Source organism: Vibrio sp. vnigr-6D03 (assembly GCF_002835515.1).
In the GTDB taxonomy this organism is placed as follows: Bacteria; Pseudomonadota; Gammaproteobacteria; order Enterobacterales; family Vibrionaceae; genus Vibrio; species Vibrio penaeicida.
Genome location: NZ_PIZL01000012.1, coordinates 167,261 through 185,682, shown reverse-complemented (window position 1 = coordinate 185,682; position 18,422 = coordinate 167,261). Strand labels below are relative to the sequence as shown.

Below are 18,422 nucleotides of genomic sequence, written 5' to 3'. Positions count from 1 at the left end.
TTTTAAGTAACAGAGATTGATTAGGAAATTAAACCTCGTAGCAGACTTGGTTTCGGCCTTTCGCTTTGGCTCGATACAGTGCTTTATCCGCGCGATAGAAGGTACGTTGTGTGTTTTCACCTTCCCTGTGATTGGTGACGCCTACACTCACTGTTAGCCCACGTTCACCCAATATATCGTGCCAGCCGAACTGGAAAATACGCTCTCGATAGTGCTCAGCATGCAACACCGCTTGGTCAACATTGGTATTTTCAAGAATCACCAAGAATTCTTCGCCACCAAATCGCACACAAGATGCGCCGCGGAATCTGAAGTGCGCCGCCAGCTCATGTGACACATTCACAATGGCTTTGTCGCCCACTAAGTGGCTGAGCTCATCATTGATTGATTTGAAATGGTCAATATCGATGACCATCAAAGTGAAAGGGGTTTCATGCAGCAGGAGATCTTTGAGTTTCACATCGAGCCAGCGTCGGTTGTGCAAGCTGGTTAATGGATCGGTAAAGACGTCTTGCTGCAATTGCGCCACTTTGTCTTTCTGAGTTTCAGTGGTCTCTTTTAACTCTTTGTTTTCTTGCTCTGAAAGAATCAACTTAAGCTGGAGTTCAAAGCGAGATAAGCGACGAAGCTGGAAACCTGCCAAGTCACTGATTGGGATGTTTTTGACCAAATCCGTACCAATTCTGAACGCTTTCTTTTCGAAGGCGAGGGCTTGCTTGAAATCTTTTTGCGACGCAAACACATCGCTGAGTGATTCATACAAGCTTTTCAGCAATACGGGGGAGTTATTCAGTTTGATGCGCTTGACCGCGGAATTGAGTGTGTATTCCGCAAGATCGGTCCTCCCGATAGCGTTCAAGCTTCTGGCCAGCTCCAGACGCATCATATTTGAAAGCCAGTAAGCACTAACGTTGTTTAACGAATAACGCGCCTTGGCCAAAACTTCTAACGCTTCGTGGTACAGCTTCTGCTTACGAAGAATTCGTGCTTGGTAAAGAATGATTTGCCCGGCCAGTACCTTGTCAGAAACCAGAATACTGAGTTCTTCACATTCTTTAAGCAGTTCGTTGGCATTCGCAACACGACCTAGTGAGATTAGGCAAGATACCGTATACAGCTTGCATCTTAAACGCAGCGATCGGCTACTGATGGCGTGGTCTATACCATTGATTTTTTGGTAATACTTGAGCGCCCGAGCATGGTCGCCGTAGGCGTCACACAAATTACCCATGCCGAGTACAGCAATTACGTAGTAATCAATATGACCAAACTCGACGGAAATATTCGATAATTCTACACACTCTTTCAAAGAGAGGGCGTAGTCCCCATTTTCATAAAGGCGATCAGACAAGGCGGCTTTAATGGTGAGAATGTCTTCGACATCTCGAGGAAGTGAAAGTAAGGCAACTGCCTCACGGAGTTCATCTAAACTGGCTTTGGGTTGGTTTAGCTTCGCTCTATACTCGGAGCTGATCAAAAAGCAATGCGAGCGTTCAAGGTTTGTTGTCGCGATGTGCTGACGAACGTGATCCCAAAAAATGATGGCATCTTCACCCGTAACGGAAGCCGGATCCAACCCAGCCTCAGAGACTTTGCTTAGTAACGCTTCCATTAGCATGCTCCGTTTCAGTGGATTTTTCGACCAGTTGATCGAGCGTGAATGGGAACGTCAAAATATCATGCAGTGACGTTTTTGGTGCTTCGCCTTTTAAGCCTCGACGATCCCATGGGTACATAGAAATCATCTGGCTGACGACATCGAACAGCTTATTGGCTTCATCACCTTTCTCAGAAATTAGCATGCCAACACGAGATTCATCGAGTTGAGAAATCAAATCACTCCTTCCACATAAACAGTGGGCAAGCTCGATACAGATTTCTAAGTAATTGCTGTCTTCATGCTGAATCATGATGACCGCGTGATTGGACTTTTTCAGCTCTGACTTAAACAGAACCATTTGTTCCCACCAGTAGGTTTCAGACACGACATTAGAAAAGCGTTTTTCGCGGTTAAATTCGATTTGCCCACGAATGCGATTAATTAATTTACGTGCACGTTGTTCGAGCTGTCGTTTCGAACCTCGTGCTTTATCCATACCCAGTCGATTCGTTTGCTCTTTCAGCATATGAATGGAATAGCGACGGTACTTTTTAAATGCTTGAAGTGCTTGCTCATAATCGGCGCTTTCTTCAGCGACGACCGATTGCTGAAAACATATTTGAGACAGCAATTCGCCATTATCGAACGGTTTCGCGGCTTCTTCGGCTTGCTGTAAAAGCTCGCCTGCAATTTTGAAGTCTTTACGTATCAGCTCTAACCTTGCTCGGCTAATAAATGAGTGCGCTTTCATCCAAGTTAAGTCGTGCTTCACGGCAAGCGTGTGTGCTTCCATTGTGGAGCTTTCAGCATCTTCTAAACGTTCTAAACCAATCAGCGCCAATCCACGGAAATCGCATATTTCTGCACGCCAAGTTGGGTCTTGGTGGTACTTTAGGGCTTCTTCTGCGCCGTCCAATACTGAGAGCATTTCAACGTAATTGTTCAGCAGGTAGTAATCCCACGCCAGCAAGATTCTCGCTTTGCCTTCCAGCCAGTCAATACGAGCGTTGTTCGCCACTTTAACGGCCAGTTCATGGGTTGATTTTGCAAGATGAATGTCTTCGGTAATTCGCCAGACATTGCCCAACCCGATAAGGGATTCAATTTCAATTGCGGATTCGCCTACCAATGCAGATTGTTCTAAGGCATTGATCCAATATTGTTGGGCGGAATAGTATTTGGCTTGACCCCAAAATTGAAGGGCATGAATGTGAAGAATTTCAGGGAGATAGTTATCGTTGTCTAATCGGTTTTGACCCGTTAGCGCTTCTTTGATTGCCTTCATGCCTTTCTGGTAGCTCATTAAACTCCAGTGGCAACGTGAAATCACGATGTACGCTTGGATAACCCCTTCGTGGTAGAGGATTTGCTCGGCACGAGCTAAACATTGCTTCGCTTGGAGCAATACCCCTTCGGGTTCACTTTCAATTCGAGCACGTAGTTGCTCTAGCTCATTCTCAATTAATATCTGGGCTTTATCCAATGTTTAGTCCAAGCAGTTACGTATCTTAGTTTCAACTTTGTTATTATATTGTGCGCTCAATAAGAATGGCACTACCAATACAATGATAATAGCCACATTTTCTCAATGAAGTACAACATTTGTGGCAGTTTACCGTTTATCTCACTGATAAATGTGTCAGATTTTCACTGATTATCCAAATCAGGACAACAAAGTTCGTAATGTAAGAGGTTTGTCTGCCAGTCTAAGAAGCTGTGCTGGCGTCATACCGTTCTTATCTTGGTAGCACAAATTGTGCCAAGCTCGGAAAATGTCCAACAAAGGAAGCAAACCACCTGGGCGTAATTTGCGGCGAGGTTCGTTAATGAAGCTTTCAAATAATAGTTGAAAACGTTGCTGGTAATATTGCGTTTGCGTAGTGGTAGCAAGGTTTAGCCAGTGTTGGTGATCGGCATTATCGCCGGCCAGATAACAAATGCCTTTTGCGCGACTGTCGTTATTTTGAATTGCCCACCGATCGCGCCACCATCCCATATGGACGATGTCAATTTTTTGAGCAATCGTGCCTTCTTGTTCGCTGCTGTCTTCTTCTACGTACATCAAGTCAATATTATGGCGCTGTATTCTCGGTAGACAAACCGACAATGCAGCTGAACGCAAAATTGGGTCTTGCGGCATAAATATCGACACGCGTTTTTCATCCTCACACATATTTAAAACGTGGAGGTAGTGCGCATACGAGGTGTAAGGAGGGCGAATCAATGCGCCTTTCGACGGATAATTGAATTTCAGCAGATTTCCCATCGGGTCTTCTACGTTACCGCGCGCTAAAATTTCTTGGTACTTGTTGTCGATTTTCTCACGTAGTGAGCTTGCGGGGCGAGTAACAGCCTCAAAAGACTCTGGTTGGTATTCTTTAGAAACAAACCTAGCAGGGACTTGATAGGGGTTGTGATCAACATTGCCTTGCGGCTCTTCATCAAACGAGTAGTTGACGTGTTGTGACAACACATAGCCTGAGTCAGCATCGGTGGTGACTATCCAAAATACACCATTTTGGCTGTGCGGCTGCAGTACTGTGTAATGCGAAGAGAGATGGTATTGCTCGGCATGATTCATCCAGCGAGCATCAAACATCGCTAACTTACGTCGGCATCGGCTTGCGATTTGATCAACGTGATCGTAGAACGTTTTAGGATTGATTTCGAGCTTACGGCAGATTTCACGTACCGAATAGCCAGTGAACAAATACCCGAGTAAATGTTCTTGGAATTCTATTTTGGCGTTACTGCCAGACCATTTATCCACGAATGTCGATTGGCAACATTTGCAACGATAGCGTTGCCTATCACCACTGTAACCAAAGGCATGGTAAAGATGTTTGTGGGTATGGACGGTTTTGCCGGCATTTTCACAATTGGGGTTACGACACGCCGGCAAACCGTCACTATGCACGGCTCTAAGCCTGCTCAGTTCGTTAAGAACCTCGCGATTATTAAGTAAGGGGGGGAAAGCACCACACTCACGGCACACCATCGCTGGACGTTTAGGGTTTGCATGCTGCAAAACATACCGATTTGCATCACTCAATCCAAAGTTGTCACACGCCAATGTTTTACAAAAGTTGAGTTGCAACCCATCTGCATCCTTTGGCAGTTTGCCGTCTGACACGATCGCCCCCTCGGGAATAAACTGGGCTGCCAGCAAAACTGGCAGCAATAAATTACAGGTTAATTGCGGTTTCTAGCGCAACAGTCATCATGTCATTGAACGACTTCTGACGATCTTCTGCTGAAAGCTTCTCACCGCGAATGATGTGGTCAGATACGGTTAAAATAGTTAGCGCTTTAGCACCAAGCTCCGCTGCGACACCATAAATTCCTGCCGCTTCCATATCCACGCCTAAGATGCCTAGTTTTTCCATCTTTTCGAAAATATCGGCTTCTGGTGTGTAGAAAAGGTCGGCAGAAAATACGTTACCCACTTTTACTGGAACATTGTTCGCGCGCGCTTGTTTAACCGCTTCTTCCAATAGCCCGTAGTCAGCAACGGCTGCAAAGTCGTGGTTGGCAAAACGAATGCGGTTTACTTTTGAGTCGGTAGAAGCACCCATACCAATAACCACATCCATTAGGTTCACATCATCTTTTACTGCACCGCAGCTACCGATACGGATAATGTTTTTCACACCGTATTCAGAAATCAACTCGTGGGTGTAGATACAAGCAGAAGGAATACCCATTCCATGGCCCATTACCGATACTTTTTTACCTTTGTAAGTACCTGTAAAACCAAACATGTTTCTTACATCACAAACTTGCTTTGCATCTTCTAGGAAGTTTTCTGCAATGTACTTAGCGCGTAACGGGTCGCCTGGCATTAGAACCGTTTCTGCGAAATCGCCTGCTTGTGCGTTGATGTGTGGGGTTGCCATAGTGATACTCTCCAAAGTGAGTTTTGATAATTCGCAGGAATTGATGCGACAACAATTACCAAATCTGTTGAACAGGGGTTACTTCTCGACAGCAATACTAGCCCTGTGAGTGGTCATCCCTTGAGAGCTTTGTCACAAAAAATCTTAATTTTTTTTGAAAATGGAATGTTGATAACGAAATCTGTTGAAAGCGGGAATGCAATCGATTTGCTGGTGGACAAAGTAAGTGTTTTCTTTCTTTTGAGCTCAATACTTGAGTGTGTCATGTCTCTTTTAACAATCCCTTAATTCTTACTGAACAAATTATCAACAACGTGCTTGATTATTGGCCGTTTATTCAGTAACGTAATTTGAGTTAAACGTTTTACAGTAGATAAATAAAGGCTTCGGTTAGTAAATAAGGGCTGTGGTTGCATGAAGAAACCTTCAATTCGAGAAGTGGCAAAACTGGCGGGAGTCTCTACAGCGACAGTATCTAACGTGTTTTCTGGAAAGAAACCCGTTAATACGGATCTTAAAGAGCGTGTTCAAAATGCTGCGGAGTCGCTGGGGTATCAAGTAAACCGAGTGGCATCTCAGTTGCGCTCTCAGCACAACAAAGTGGTCACTGTGCTGGTTCCTAATATTACTGATACATTTTTTGCCACCATAGTGACGTTATTGGAAAGTTTCGCTTACGAGCAAGGCTACGATGTGATTGTAGCAAGTGCTCATGACCAAACGGATATTGAACAATCGCGTATTCGGACATTATTGAGCTGGCATCCTGCGGGGATGATTGTGGTCCCATGCTCGGGGAACCTTCCACAAATATTGGTCGATAAAGCCGATGCTTGCCCCGTTGTACTAGTAGACCGTGTCGCAGTCGATGAATCGGCGCTCGATTCCATCACCATTAATAATCGAGACTCTGGTGAAATGGCGTGTCGTTACTTAATTGAGGCAGGGCATGAGAAAATTCTGACCATCGCATCCGATCTGTCTTTTCCTCCAATAAATGAACGTGTTGAAGGTGGAAAACAAGCAGTTACGGCTCTGCTAGAAAATACAAATAGCGCGACTCATGATGTGATTGAAATTGGTGCCGACCTTGATGCCGGAGCAGTAAAAGTTGGGGAGTGGTTAGACACAAACCCTCACCCAACTGCGATTTTTTCTCTTACCAACGTGACTACCCTCAGTACGCTCACTGCCTTAGCTGAACGCAACATCAAGGTAGGAGAGGATATTTCGCTGCTGGTATTCGATGATTATGCTTGGATGTCGGCAAGAAGCGTGAGTTTAACGGCGGTGCGCCAGCCTGTTGAAGCAATCGCCAAACACGCGTGGGATAGGTTGATGTTGAGAATCAACGGAGATGCCGAGCAAAACGTGAAGCTATCGACGGTATTGGAAGCTGAATTGATCGAGCGAGCATCGGTTTTGAATTTTGCGACAAAAAAATGATCGGATATGCCACCTAAATACACTGGTATTTAAAGTGAATCTCGGTGATTTAACGCAAATCTCGGGTATTTAAAGCGAATCTGAGTCGTTTAAATTAAGTAGTAATGATCAAATAAAAGCAGAAAGAAGGAACGAAAATGTAGAACAAACTTACATGGAAATAGACTTTACCAAAGAAAATCGACCCTACACTTTCGCTGGTTGTTAGAACTTAGGACAGTTCTAAAGTCTTTGTTTGTTGCAGCAAACAGAAGACTTTTGCACTTTAGTATACCCAAGTTTTAAAAGCAATACGGTGGAGGGATAAAGGAACAGCGGCTGTCGGACGGCTGCTGAGGGTACAGCTGTACCTGACATATCTTAAATGGAGTATTAACTATGAAATCCTTAGCCACGAAACTGTTAGCGAGCAAGCTGAAATCGGCAAGCAAACTGAGTGTTTCTGCCGCGTTGCTTGTCTCTTTGGGCGCGGTATCTGCGCAAAGTATTGCTGCCCCTCTGGTTGCATTTCTTATGCCCGACCAAGCCTCAACTCGCTATGAAGAACATGATTATCCCGGCTTTAAGGCGGCGATGAGCGAGCTCTGTTCGGATTGTAAAGTGATCTACCAAAATGCGAATGCGGATGTTGCGTTGCAACAGCAGCAGTTCAACTCCGTGATTACTCAAGGTGCAAAAGTGATTGTATTGGATCCGGTGGACTCAAGCGCCGCTGCATCATTAGTTGGGTTGGCGCAAAGCCAAGGAATAAAGGTCATTGCGTATGACAGACCAATCCCAGATAGAGCCGCGGACTACTATGTTTCGTTCGACAACCAAGGCATAGGTAAAGCCATTGCCGATAGCTTGGTTGAGCATTTACGAATCAATAAAGTGTCGAAAGATTCAGGCGGCATATTGCAAATTAATGGCTCACCGACGGACGCTGCAGCGGGTCTTATCCGAGATGGGATCGATCAAGGGCTAGACGGCAGTGAATACAGCACGTTAGCTGAATACGCGACACCAAATTGGGCACCACCAAAAGCGCAGTCTTGGGCAAGTGGTCAAATTAACCGTTTTGGTTCGAAAATCATTGGTGTTGTTGCGGCGAATGACGGCACCGGAGGCGGTGCGATAGCCGCGTTTAAAGCAGCGGGAGTCGATCCTGTACCGCCTGTTACGGGGAACGACGCGACATTGGCTGCGCTTCAATTGATCATTTCTGGCGATCAATACAACACTATCTCCAAACCTTCTGAAATTGTGGCGGCAGCGGCAGCAAAAGTCGCGGTATCCATGTTGAACGGCGAAACACCGAAAGCCAAAACAACACTCTACAACACGCCATCTGAGTTATTTATCCCTGAAGTGGTCACACGCGGCAACATTAAAAAGATCATTTTTGATTCCGGTATTGCCTCTGCTGATGACGTTTGTACTGGTCGCTACCTAGCGGGCTGTAAAGAATTGGGAATTAAGTAACGCTTTGTCCTCAAACTGGTCTCTTTAACCAGTTTGAGCATGAGTGCCACCAGCCTTTTGGTGGCGTGGCACTCTTTTATCAGACTTTTCATTATGTTTTAAGGTCTGAACTCAAAGCGTTAATGGCGAGCGCTTTACTGCCTAATACTCGAGATAAGAATCTGCGTATAGGTGGAAAGCGATAAACGAACAGCGTTAAACGAAAAGTGTTGAATAAAAAACGCTTTGACTGGAGTGAGTTTTATGGCGTCGGATGGTTCATCTCAAGAACAAGCCCAAAAGCAATCAAGCCAAACAGAATTGGATTCCAAAGAAGGCATTCAGCCTATTTTAAGTCTGCGTAATGTGTCCAAGAATTTTGGTGCGGTCGCCGCACTAACCAACATCGACCTTGATGTTTACCCTGGTGAAGTGGTGGCGCTGGTTGGGGATAACGGGGCGGGAAAATCGACTTTGATTAAGATCCTTGCCGGTGCGCATGCACTAAGCTTAGGCGCGATTGCGTTTGAAGGTAAAGAAGTGGAATTCAAGAAACCAAGTGATGCGCTAGAGCTTGGAATTGCGACTGTTTTCCAAGATTTAGCCTTGTGTGAAAACCTCGATGTGGTTGCCAATATATTTTTGGGACAAGAGAGAAACAGCCTGAATCTTGATGAGACGGAAATGGAAGTCAGATCTTGGCAATTGCTCAATGAATTAGCCGCTCGAATACCCAGCGTGAGAGACGTGGTTGCCTCTCTGTCTGGCGGACAGCGTCAAACTGTGGCGATTGCTCGTTCGTTACTTCTCGACCCTAAAATTGTGATGTTGGATGAGCCCACCGCGGCATTGGGAGTGGCGCAAACGGCTGAGGTTTTGAACTTGGTCGAGCGGATAAAAGCCAAAGGGCTAGGAGTGATCATGATTTCCCACAACATGCAGGATGTGCGTGCCGTAGCCGATAGAGTTGTGGTGCTACGGTTAGGGCAGAACAATGGGGTATTTAGAGCAGATGCATCCAATGAAGAGTTGATAGGAGCAATAACGGGCGCGACCGATAACGCAGCAATGGAGCGTGCGAACCGAATGGATAATGCGTCAACCGCGGTGGAGGAAAAGGCATGAATCATTCCTCTAATGTTACGCCGACTCCAAACCAATTACTGGATAGAAGCGATACCCGCGTTACTCACGCGGCTGGCTTGAGCGGATACATTCGCAAATTCATCGACCAGATAAAATCTGGAGATTTAGGCTCGTTACCCGTGGTGGTGGGGTTAATCCTTATTTGGGGGATCTTTACCTTCATCAATCCGATATTTTTATCGCCCAATAACCTCGTTAACTTACTTTTCGACAGTTCGACGGTCGGAATTATCGCCCTTGGTATTGTTTGCGTTTTGATGCTCGGTGAAATCGACCTATCTGTTGGCTCCATGAGTGGTGTCGGATCAGCGATTTTGGGTGTGCTTTGGGTAAACCAAGGTGTGCCTTTGGGCATCGCGATCGGAATAAGCTTATGTTTTGGTGCCATGGTGGGCTTTGCATACGCATCTTTAAGAAACAGTTTCGGTATGCCGAGTTTTGTTTCAACCCTTGCAGGATTGCTCGCGTTGCTTGGTTTACAACTCTATTTGCTGGGTTCCACTGGCTCTATCAACTTGCCTTACGGTTCTTCAATGGTGAATTTTGGGCAATTAATGGTGATGCCAGATTGGGTTTCCTACTCACTTTCTGTATTCGCTGGTGGCGTTATTGCTTTTTCTGAATGGACGCTTAGGCGCAAACGCAAGTCGGCAAACCTTTCAGCAAAAAGTGCCAAGTTCATTTGGATGAAAGCGTTGGTGGTCACGGCATTGTTACTCGCAGTCAGTGCCTATTTGAATCAGGGGCGCGGCATTCCTTGGATGTTTGGTTTGTTTATTTTTCTCGTGGTCGCACTTAACTACGCGCTAACTCGCACCAAATGGGGGCGATACATGCTGGCGGTTGGCGGAAACGCAGAAGCAGCTCGCCGTGCCGGTATCAACGTGAAAGCCATCTACATTAGCGCTTTTGTAACGTGTTCTACGTTGGCGACATTAGGGGGGGGACTTGCGGCTGCACGTTTGGCCTCTTCAAGCCAACAGGCAGGAACGGGCGATGTGAATCTCAATGCCATTGCTGCGGCTGTGATTGGCGGAACCAGCCTATTTGGTGGCCGTGGTTCGGCGTGGTCGGCGCTGCTTGGCATTATCGTCATTCAATCTATCGCGAGCGGTTTAACGCTGCTTAATCTCTCATCGGCGCATCGCTACATGATCACCGGTGCCGTTCTCGCTATCGCAGTGATTATCGATAGCCTTGCCCGCCGAAGCCGTGTTTCTCACGGTAAAGCGTAACGCCTCCAAACCGGTATTCATGAAAACCGGTAACGATGAATAAGGAATAGAACCTATGAAAATGAACATTGAAGGAAAGGTTTACGCGATTACAGGTGCGGCATCAGGAATTGGATTAGCTTGCGCAAAAGCGTTGATTGACGAGGGAGCAACCGTTGTTCTGATTGATAGAAGCAAAGATGGTTTAGAAAAAGCCTGCGAAGATTTGGGTACGTTGGCTCTGCCATTGGAGGTGGATCTGATGGATTCGCATCAAGTTTCGGGCATGCTCGACGGCATTTTAGCGCAGACCAATGGAAAGCTCGATGGGTTTCATGCCAATGCGGGTTCGTATGTTGGGGGAATCTTTGCCGAAGGGGATCCGGATGAATGGGATCGCATGTTGAATCTCAATATCAACGCAGTATTTCGATCTGTTAAAGCGGTGCTGCCGCATTTAATCGAGCAAAAATGTGGTGATATTGTTGTGACCAGTTCGATAGCTGGGTTTATTCCTGTGGTTTACGAACCTATTTACACCGCGTCGAAACACGCCATTCAGGCTTTTGTACATTCGCTACGACGCCAACTGATCCCTCACTCTATACGTGTAGGAGCGGTGGCTCCAGGGCCCGTTGTAACTGCCCTTCTGGATGACTGGCCAAAAGACAAGATGGAAGAAGCGTTAGCAAACGGCAGTTTAATGCAAGCTGAGGAGGTGGCGGACTCCATTGTCTTTATGCTGACGCGGTCGTCTGGGGTGACGGTTCGAGATTTGGTCATTCTACCCAATAGCGTAGAGCTCTAAGCGGATCGTACCGAGCGGTGAGCGATAAACGGTGATCGATAAACGGAGAGTGGTAAATAGGAGCAAGCAAAGTGCAAAGTACCGATAAATACGTGATTGGCGTGGACGTAGGAACAGGAAGCGCTCGTGCAGGTGTGTATGATCTCCAAGGAAAAGAGATCAGTACAGCAAAGTGCGATGTGCTGATGTTCAGCGATGAAAACGCAAGATACGAGCAATCATCCGATCAAATTTGGGACGCCGTGGGCAATTGTGTTCGCGCAGCGGTGAGTAAGGCGTGCATTGATAAACACCATGTGATTGGTATTTCATTTGATGCGACATGTTCTTTGGTTGTGATTGGCGATTACGACCAGCCCCTGCCTGTTGGTGCCCACAATCAATCAGATCGAAACGTGATTGTTTGGATGGATCAACGCGCCACGCCACAAGCCAAGCGCATCAATGAAGAAGGGCACTCGGTTCTTGACTATGTCGGCAATCGAATTTCGCCAGAAATGGAAACGCCAAAGTTGTTGTGGCTGAAAGAAAACCTGCCAGATACGTATTTAAACGCAAAGCACTTCTTTGACCTGACGGACTTTCTGACATGGAAGTCTAGCGGGTCGCTCTCACGCTCAATATGCACCACAGTATGCAAATGGACTTACCTAGCACACGAAAACCGCTGGGACGAGACGTATTTCAACCAATTCGGGTTAAATGAACTAACCAGTGACAACTTCGCCAAAATAGGGACCACTGTTGTTGCTCCGGGGACTTCGCTTGCACAAGGTTTAACGCAAGATGCTGCTGCACACCTGGGGTTACCCGTTGGGGTTTCCGTTGCGGCAGGGTTGATTGATGCCCACGCTGGTGGCGTTGGTTCGGTTGGTGCGGTTAATGAACACGGTATTTCTGATCCAACGGCTAGCCTTGCGTATGTTTTTGGCACATCGGCTTGCACCATGACCACGTCTACAACCAAAACCTTGGTGTCAGGTGTTTGGGGACCGTATTTTTCTGCGATGATGCCCGGAATGTGGCTGAATGAGGCAGGGCAGTCTGCTGCAGGTGCCGCGATGGATCATTTGATTCAGTCGCATCCTGCGTTCACAGAACTTAAAGCCATGGCGCAAATACAAAGTTGTACGCCAGTTCAATATTTATCCTTGCAGGCGAAAGCGCTTTGCCCATCACTCAGCGATGCTGTTTTTCTCGCCAAAGGGCTGCATGTTCTTCCTGAATTTCTTGGGAATAGAGCGCCTCACGCTGACCCAGATGCTCGCGGGGCGATATTAGGGCTTGATATGGACGATTCGATCGAGAGCTTAGTTAAATTGTATGTAGCGGGGCTATGTGGTTTAGCGTATGGGTTGAAACAGATCATTGATGCACAGTCGGCAGAAGGCATCCAAATTAGGCAGGTAGTGGTGAGCGGCGGTGCGGGGCAAGATCCACTTATTCGCCAAATTTTGGCCGACGCAACAGAGCTGCCAGTTGTTGCACCTGTCGCAAGTGAGCCTGTGATACTTGGTAGTGCCATTATGGCCGCGGTTGCGGCTGGCGCATTTAATGATGTGTTTGAAGCAATGAAAACCATGTCGCACTTCGGCGAGCAATATTCCACTGCGGCAGAAGAAGTGGTGAATATACACCGTCAGCGTTATGCGGCTTTCATTGAAATTCAAGAAGTGAACAAAAAATTTAGAGAAATTTAAAGCGTTATAAACACATCATGTTCATACCATTTATATTATTAATATCAATGAATTAAGTCGAAGTATTTAGAGTGGTTTTACAGTTAAGCAATAAACGATACAAAATTATTTTTTGTATCGATGTGATCGAAATGCTATAGATTCTTGTACAAGAAAAATAATTGTACAAAACATCCACCCAACCTGGTTAACCAACTCAGTCTTACAACTGATGTGGTTAGGGAGAAAACTATGGCAGCGAATGAAATTAAAATTGGTGTAAGTTCGTGTGTAATCGGAGAGAAAGTACGTTTCGACTCTGGACACAAAATTAATAACTTTTTAACGAAAGACTTTTCGGAGTACGTCAGTTTTGTTCCCGTCTGCCCTGAGGTTGGAATAGGGCTCCCAGTGCCGCGCCCTACCATTCGTCTCATTAGTAATGAAGAACGAGTTGCTCTTGTCGAAACAAAGAACCCCGACCAAGAGTACACGGATCGCATGATGGATTTTTCAAAAAGCAAAGTTGAAGAATTGATCCCAGAGAACCTATGCGGCTATGTCGTTTGTGCAAAATCTCCAACTTGTGGGATGGAGCGAGTTAAGGTGTACAAGAAAAACAGCGCCGACAAAAATGGCATTGGGCTTTACACCAAAGTACTAATGGAAAAAATGCCGTGGCTCCCTGTTGAAGAAGATGGGCGCTTGCACGATCAGTTTTTAAAAGAAAATTTCATTGCGCGAGTTTACGCTCTGCATGATTTTTACCAATCTATGGATGGAAAACCGACGCCTGGGAAAATCGTTAAGTTTCATTCACGCTACAAACTCAGCTTAATGGCGCATCACCCTGAATCTTATCGCTCCATTGGTCGTCTGGTTGCTAACATTAAGCATTACGATTCCGAAGCGTTTTATATTCAATATCGTAACGAATTCATGAATGCGCTTAAGCACCGCGCAAGTCGCAAAAACACCACCAATGTTTTGATGCACCTTCAGGGCTATTTCAAACGTGATCTGAATGGAAACCAAAAGAAAGAATTGGCGGATACTATTCATGAATATCGCCAAGGTTTGTTACCTTTGCTGGCTCCGTTAACACTGATCAAACACTACCTGAATTCGTACCCAGACCAATACTTAGAAACTCAACGATTTTTAGACCCATATCCACAAGAACTGAGATTAAGATATGGGCTGTGAGAACCTTAATTATGAAAACCTTTAACTATGAAAGATCTTAATCAGGAAAACCCTCGATTTGCTATTCGAGAGGTCTCTGAGATGACTGGAATCAAACCCGTTACGCTGCGCGCATGGCAAAGGCGTTACGGTTTGATTCAACCCAAACGAACTCAAAAAGGTCACCGTCTTTTTTCCGAAAAGGACATCGATGACATCCGTGAAATTCAGGGGTGGCTTAATAAAGGTGTCCCTATTGGGAAAGTAAAAGAGTTAATCCGCGGCGGTTCGAAATCGGATCTTGCTGAACCGAGTAAAGAATCATTGAAAGAAGTAGATTCTCTGCTCGAATCCATTGCCAAAATGGATGCTCAGAAGGGCGATAAAATTCTCTCCGCTTTGTTTAAGGAGTACCCTACTCAGCACATTGTGAACAAGGTGATTTACCCTGTTCAAGAAGCCTTGGATTCAGTAAAAGGGACGCAGCGTTCCCTTCAAATCTCTCTGTTTCGCTCTCTAGTTATGGTGGTATCTAACCGGATCATTGAATCGGAAAATAAAGTATCTCAAAACAAAAAAGCGTTACTTGTGAGCTTTGATACCCCCGGAAGTGTGGACACTCGAATTCATGCACTTTTGCTTTCAGACAGCGGAAACCGCGTCACTATGCTGGAAGGCGTTGAAGACGTGAGTGGGTTACCTGAAATGGTGAACTCAGAATCTGTTTCTCAAGTTTACTTTCATTGCAGTAAAAACATCAGCAGTAAGACGGCTGGAGACATTAAGTCCTTCGCAGCATTAGATGCGTATGAAGTGGGGTATTCTCCGCTTATCCAGCAAGTGTATTTCAATCAGATAGAAGAATAACAATAGTATGCAATTGGTTTGGTTTCGTCGTGATTTAAGAACATTGGATAACACCGCACTCTCACAAGCAATAGCAACCGGACAGCCTGTCATTGCACTGTATATCGCGACACCGCAGCAATGGGAATCCCACCATATGGCGCCCATTCAAGCGGATCTGATTTATCGGCGTTTGTATGAATTGCAGCGAGAATTACACGAGTTAAATGTCCCCTTGGTTTATGCCGAGGTGTCGACCTTTGCAGAGCAAGGCGATTTAATATCTAAGCTACTTACTTACGACAAAATTCAAGGCTTACACGCCAATATTGAATATGAATGGAACGAAAAGCAGCGAGATTCGTCCATTGAAAGCCGGTGTCCACCATCAAAAAACGTTCATCTCTATCACGATAAATGTGTCCTACCTCCGCGAAGTGTTCTCAACAAAAAAGGTGAGTATTTCAAAGTCTTCACGCCGTTTAAGCGAGCGTGGCTAAATCAGGTTTCTCTGGCTGGTGTTTCTGTCTTTCCACGTTTAAAGAAGGGCAACGATGAGGTGCCGGAAGTGACGTTTCTTCAGCCACTGGTTAGCCAATTCAATTCTAAGTGCCATTTCAGTTATCCTCGGACGGACAGCAATCAATATGATGTTTGTACGGAAGCACTGATTCATCAGCTTCGTGAATTTTGCGCAGAAAGCCCTCTTAGTTCTCACAATGCCTTCAGTTCACAAAATGCTCTCAGTTCAGAAAAAAACGCGTTTCGTCATACAAAAAGCGTTGATCGCTATAAAGAAGATCGAGACTTTCCTTTTATAGAAGGGACAAGCAAGTTGTCACCTTATCTGGCGCTCGGCTTTCTTTCTGTTAGGCAGTGCGTCGCTCGTTTGACTTACCAGCAAAGTATGGACGACCTCAATGAAGGTGAGCAAATTTGGCTGAGTGAATTAGTGTGGCGAGAGTTTTATCAACATTTGCTCGATTTTGAACCAAAATTGAGCAAAGGCTTACCGTTTATTGACTGGGCGATTGATCTTGAATGGCACAATGACAAGGATTGGTTTGAGCGTTGGAAAAATGGCACGACAGGGTATCCGATTGTCGATGCAGCAATGAGGCAGCTCAATTCTACTGGTTGGATGCATAATCGACTAAGAATGATTGTGGCGAGCTTTCTAACCAAAGACTTGTTGATTGATTGGCGCTGGGGTGAAGACTATTTTCTGTCAAAACTTGCAGACGGAGACTACGCGGCAAACAACGGGGGCTGGCAATGGTCGGCTTCAACAGGGTGTGATGGGCAGCCGTACTTTCGAATTTTTAACCCGATATCTCAGGGAGAAAAGTTTGATACTCAAGGCGAATTTGTGCGCCATTGGATTCCGGAATTAAAACAGGTGCCATCGAAATACATACATCAACCTTGGATGTGGTCAGAAAACCACACGCTAAATTATCCGGAGCGTGTTGTTGACCATAAAACTCAGCGTGAGCTGGCATTGAGTATGTATAAGAAAGCAAAAGGGTAAGTATCTTGAACTCGAGTTAAATCATCAGAACCCAAGTTAATGATGTTGACGATGCGTAGGCGTTGCTGACATGATCTTACTTAGCTGAAGAACTAGGCTGATCGAAAGCAGTGTTGAACGAAAGAATTAGAGGCAAAAGTAGGGATGAAGAAAGCGGTCGTTGGTGTTTGGTTGGTATCCTTGGTTGCATCGTCGGTTTCGGCAGCAACATTTCCGTTGCCTATTGAAGGCAGCAATATAGCAGGGACCGTGCAGCGACATGTGGTTCAAGAGGGAGAAACCTTCGCCCTAATCGCTAAACAATACGATGTTGGTTTTCTTTCACTTATGGCTGCCAATAAAGGGTACGACCCCTTCCTTCCTCCTGAAGGCTCCGTGTTAACTATTCCTACTCACTTTATTCTTCCTGACACGCCTAGAAAGGGCATTGTTATCAATTTGCCAGAGCTGCGATTGTACTATTACCCCAAAGGCGAAGACATTGTACACGTGTTCCCTGTAGGCATTGGTCGGGTTGGGCGAGATACGCCTGAGATGGTCACGCGAATTTCAAGCAAAATTCCAAACCCAACATGGACTCCCCCTAAATCCATCCGCAAAGAATACGCAGAAAAAGGCATCAGCTTGCCACGAGTCGTGCCCGCAGGGCCGGAAAACCCTTTGGGTGACTATGCCATGCGTTTGGCGTATGGATCTGGAGAATATCTGATTCACGGAACCAACAAAGACTTTGGCATTGGGTTGCGTGTCAGCGCAGGCTGTATTCGAATGGAGCCTAAAGACATCGAATGGCTGTTTAAACAAGCGAACAAAGGTGAACAGGTAAGGATCATTAATCAACCAATCAAAATGTCGCTAGAACCGGACAGAAGTGTGTTTATTGAAGTGCATGAGCCACTAACCAACAGCAAAGGTGTTCAAGCAAGGTTAGAGTTGCCAATGGAACTTGGCTGGTGGATGGATGAATTTAATATTTCAGATGCAAAAGCGAAGGCCGCGGTTCAAGTACAAAATGGCGTGCCAATCGAAATTGCCACGCCATAAATAACCTAATAACCCAAGTTCAGGTTACATATTTTGATATCAGCCGTTTAAATCCGGCTGCAAGCGAAAATATCTGGGTGACCAATGCACCCATTTCTTACTTAATCTCTGAGCTTACTTGGTATAAGACTGCGCGATGTTATCGATACGGCTGTTTGCACGTGCCGCTTCTTGTTGAGCCGACATCGCAGCGCTCTTAGCACCATTCGCTGCTGAAGCTGCTTCTTCTGCTTTCATGCTCGCTTTTTCTTGAGAAGATTGAAGCGAAGAAACTTGCTGACTGAGCTGCTGAACCTGATTAGTTAGCTCATCCAGTTTGCTGGAAGCTGTGTCTGGCGCGCCAGAACAACCTGCCAAAAACAGAACTGAAGAAATACCCGCTGCTAAAAGTAATTTGCTGTTCATAAGAACTCCTTGTTGGACATTTTTTTATAGCTTGTTTTATTCCCTAAATTCCCGCACATAAAGCTTTTTGTTAAATGGCTTTGATTGTTTAGGTATGAAAGGTTGCTACTCAATCATAGTGCCGCTTGTGAGAAAACGTAAATCAGTACCACTCACATGTGGTCACCAGTCTCTAATAT

General features: G+C 45.6%; 15 protein-coding genes. 10 read left to right on the top strand and 5 right to left on the bottom strand.

The genetic code is table 11. The features are described from left to right. Positions 1–28: 28 nt before the first annotated feature. The 4 genes from CW749_RS08790 to deoD form a co-directional block, all read right to left on the bottom strand. Positions 29–1,612: a diguanylate cyclase gene (locus CW749_RS08790; protein ID WP_101111654.1), complete on the bottom strand. Its 1,584-nt coding sequence runs from the start codon at positions 1,610–1,612 to the stop codon at positions 29–31. After that, complete coding sequence (locus tag CW749_RS08785) at positions 1,584–3,083, bottom strand: hypothetical protein (protein ID WP_101111653.1); 1,500 nt, start codon at positions 3,081–3,083, stop codon at positions 1,584–1,586. Before CW749_RS08785 ends, CW749_RS08790 begins: the two co-directional genes overlap by 29 nt. A 180-nt stretch (positions 3,084–3,263) precedes the next feature. Further along, positions 3,264–4,733, bottom strand: a complete 1,470-nt coding sequence (locus CW749_RS08780; RefSeq protein WP_101111652.1) for a lactate dehydrogenase — start codon at positions 4,731–4,733, stop codon at positions 3,264–3,266. Between the two features lie 52 nt (positions 4,734–4,785). Continuing rightward, positions 4,786–5,496 (bottom strand): purine-nucleoside phosphorylase, encoded by a 711-nt coding sequence (gene deoD / locus CW749_RS08775; protein WP_101111651.1) that lies wholly within the window; start codon positions 5,494–5,496, stop codon positions 4,786–4,788. 414 nt (positions 5,497–5,910) lie between these two features. Here deoD and CW749_RS08770 point away from each other — a divergent pair, with 414 nt between their 5' ends. From CW749_RS08770 to CW749_RS08725, 10 genes are all read left to right on the top strand, one after another. Beyond that, on the top strand, positions 5,911–6,942 hold the full coding sequence (locus CW749_RS08770) for a LacI family DNA-binding transcriptional regulator (RefSeq protein ID WP_101111650.1): 1,032 nt from the start codon (positions 5,911–5,913) through the stop codon (positions 6,940–6,942). Between the two features lie 378 nt (positions 6,943–7,320). Beyond that, complete coding sequence (locus CW749_RS08765; RefSeq protein ID WP_101111649.1) at positions 7,321–8,406, top strand: sugar ABC transporter substrate-binding protein; 1,086 nt, start codon at positions 7,321–7,323, stop codon at positions 8,404–8,406. A gap of 243 nt (positions 8,407–8,649) precedes the next feature. Further along, complete coding sequence (locus tag CW749_RS08760) at positions 8,650–9,510, top strand: ATP-binding cassette domain-containing protein (RefSeq protein WP_101111648.1); 861 nt, start codon at positions 8,650–8,652, stop codon at positions 9,508–9,510. Next, positions 9,507–10,766: an ABC transporter permease gene (locus CW749_RS08755; protein WP_101111647.1), complete on the top strand. Its 1,260-nt coding sequence runs from the start codon at positions 9,507–9,509 to the stop codon at positions 10,764–10,766. Before CW749_RS08760 ends, CW749_RS08755 begins: the two co-directional genes overlap by 4 nt. A 55-nt stretch (positions 10,767–10,821) precedes the next feature. Continuing rightward, complete coding sequence (locus tag CW749_RS08750) at positions 10,822–11,553, top strand: SDR family oxidoreductase (RefSeq protein WP_101111646.1); 732 nt, start codon at positions 10,822–10,824, stop codon at positions 11,551–11,553. A 71-nt stretch (positions 11,554–11,624) separates the two neighbouring features. Next, the gene (locus CW749_RS08745) at positions 11,625–13,253 is read left to right on the top strand and encodes an FGGY-family carbohydrate kinase (RefSeq protein WP_201796998.1); all 1,629 of its coding nucleotides are present in this window, start codon (positions 11,625–11,627) and stop codon (positions 13,251–13,253) included. 231 nt (positions 13,254–13,484) lie between these two features. Beyond that, positions 13,485–14,438 (top strand): DUF523 and DUF1722 domain-containing protein, encoded by a 954-nt coding sequence (locus CW749_RS08740; protein ID WP_101111644.1) that lies wholly within the window; start codon positions 13,485–13,487, stop codon positions 14,436–14,438. A gap of 27 nt (positions 14,439–14,465) precedes the next feature. Beyond that, entirely contained in the window at positions 14,466–15,284 is an 819-nt protein-coding gene (locus tag CW749_RS08735) for a MerR family transcriptional regulator (protein WP_101111643.1), read from the top strand. Between the two features lie 7 nt (positions 15,285–15,291). Beyond that, positions 15,292–16,794: an FAD-binding domain-containing protein gene (locus CW749_RS08730; RefSeq protein WP_101111642.1), complete on the top strand. Its 1,503-nt coding sequence runs from the start codon at positions 15,292–15,294 to the stop codon at positions 16,792–16,794. Positions 16,795–16,938: 144 nt separating this feature from the next. After that, entirely contained in the window at positions 16,939–17,838 is a 900-nt protein-coding gene (locus CW749_RS08725) for a L,D-transpeptidase family protein (protein ID WP_101111641.1), read from the top strand. A gap of 114 nt (positions 17,839–17,952) precedes the next feature. Here the strand turns inward: CW749_RS08725 and CW749_RS08720 are convergent, their stop codons facing one another. Further along, on the bottom strand, positions 17,953–18,243 hold the full coding sequence (locus CW749_RS08720) for an Lpp/OprI family alanine-zipper lipoprotein (protein ID WP_101111640.1): 291 nt from the start codon (positions 18,241–18,243) through the stop codon (positions 17,953–17,955). Positions 18,244–18,422: the final 179 nt, after the last annotated feature.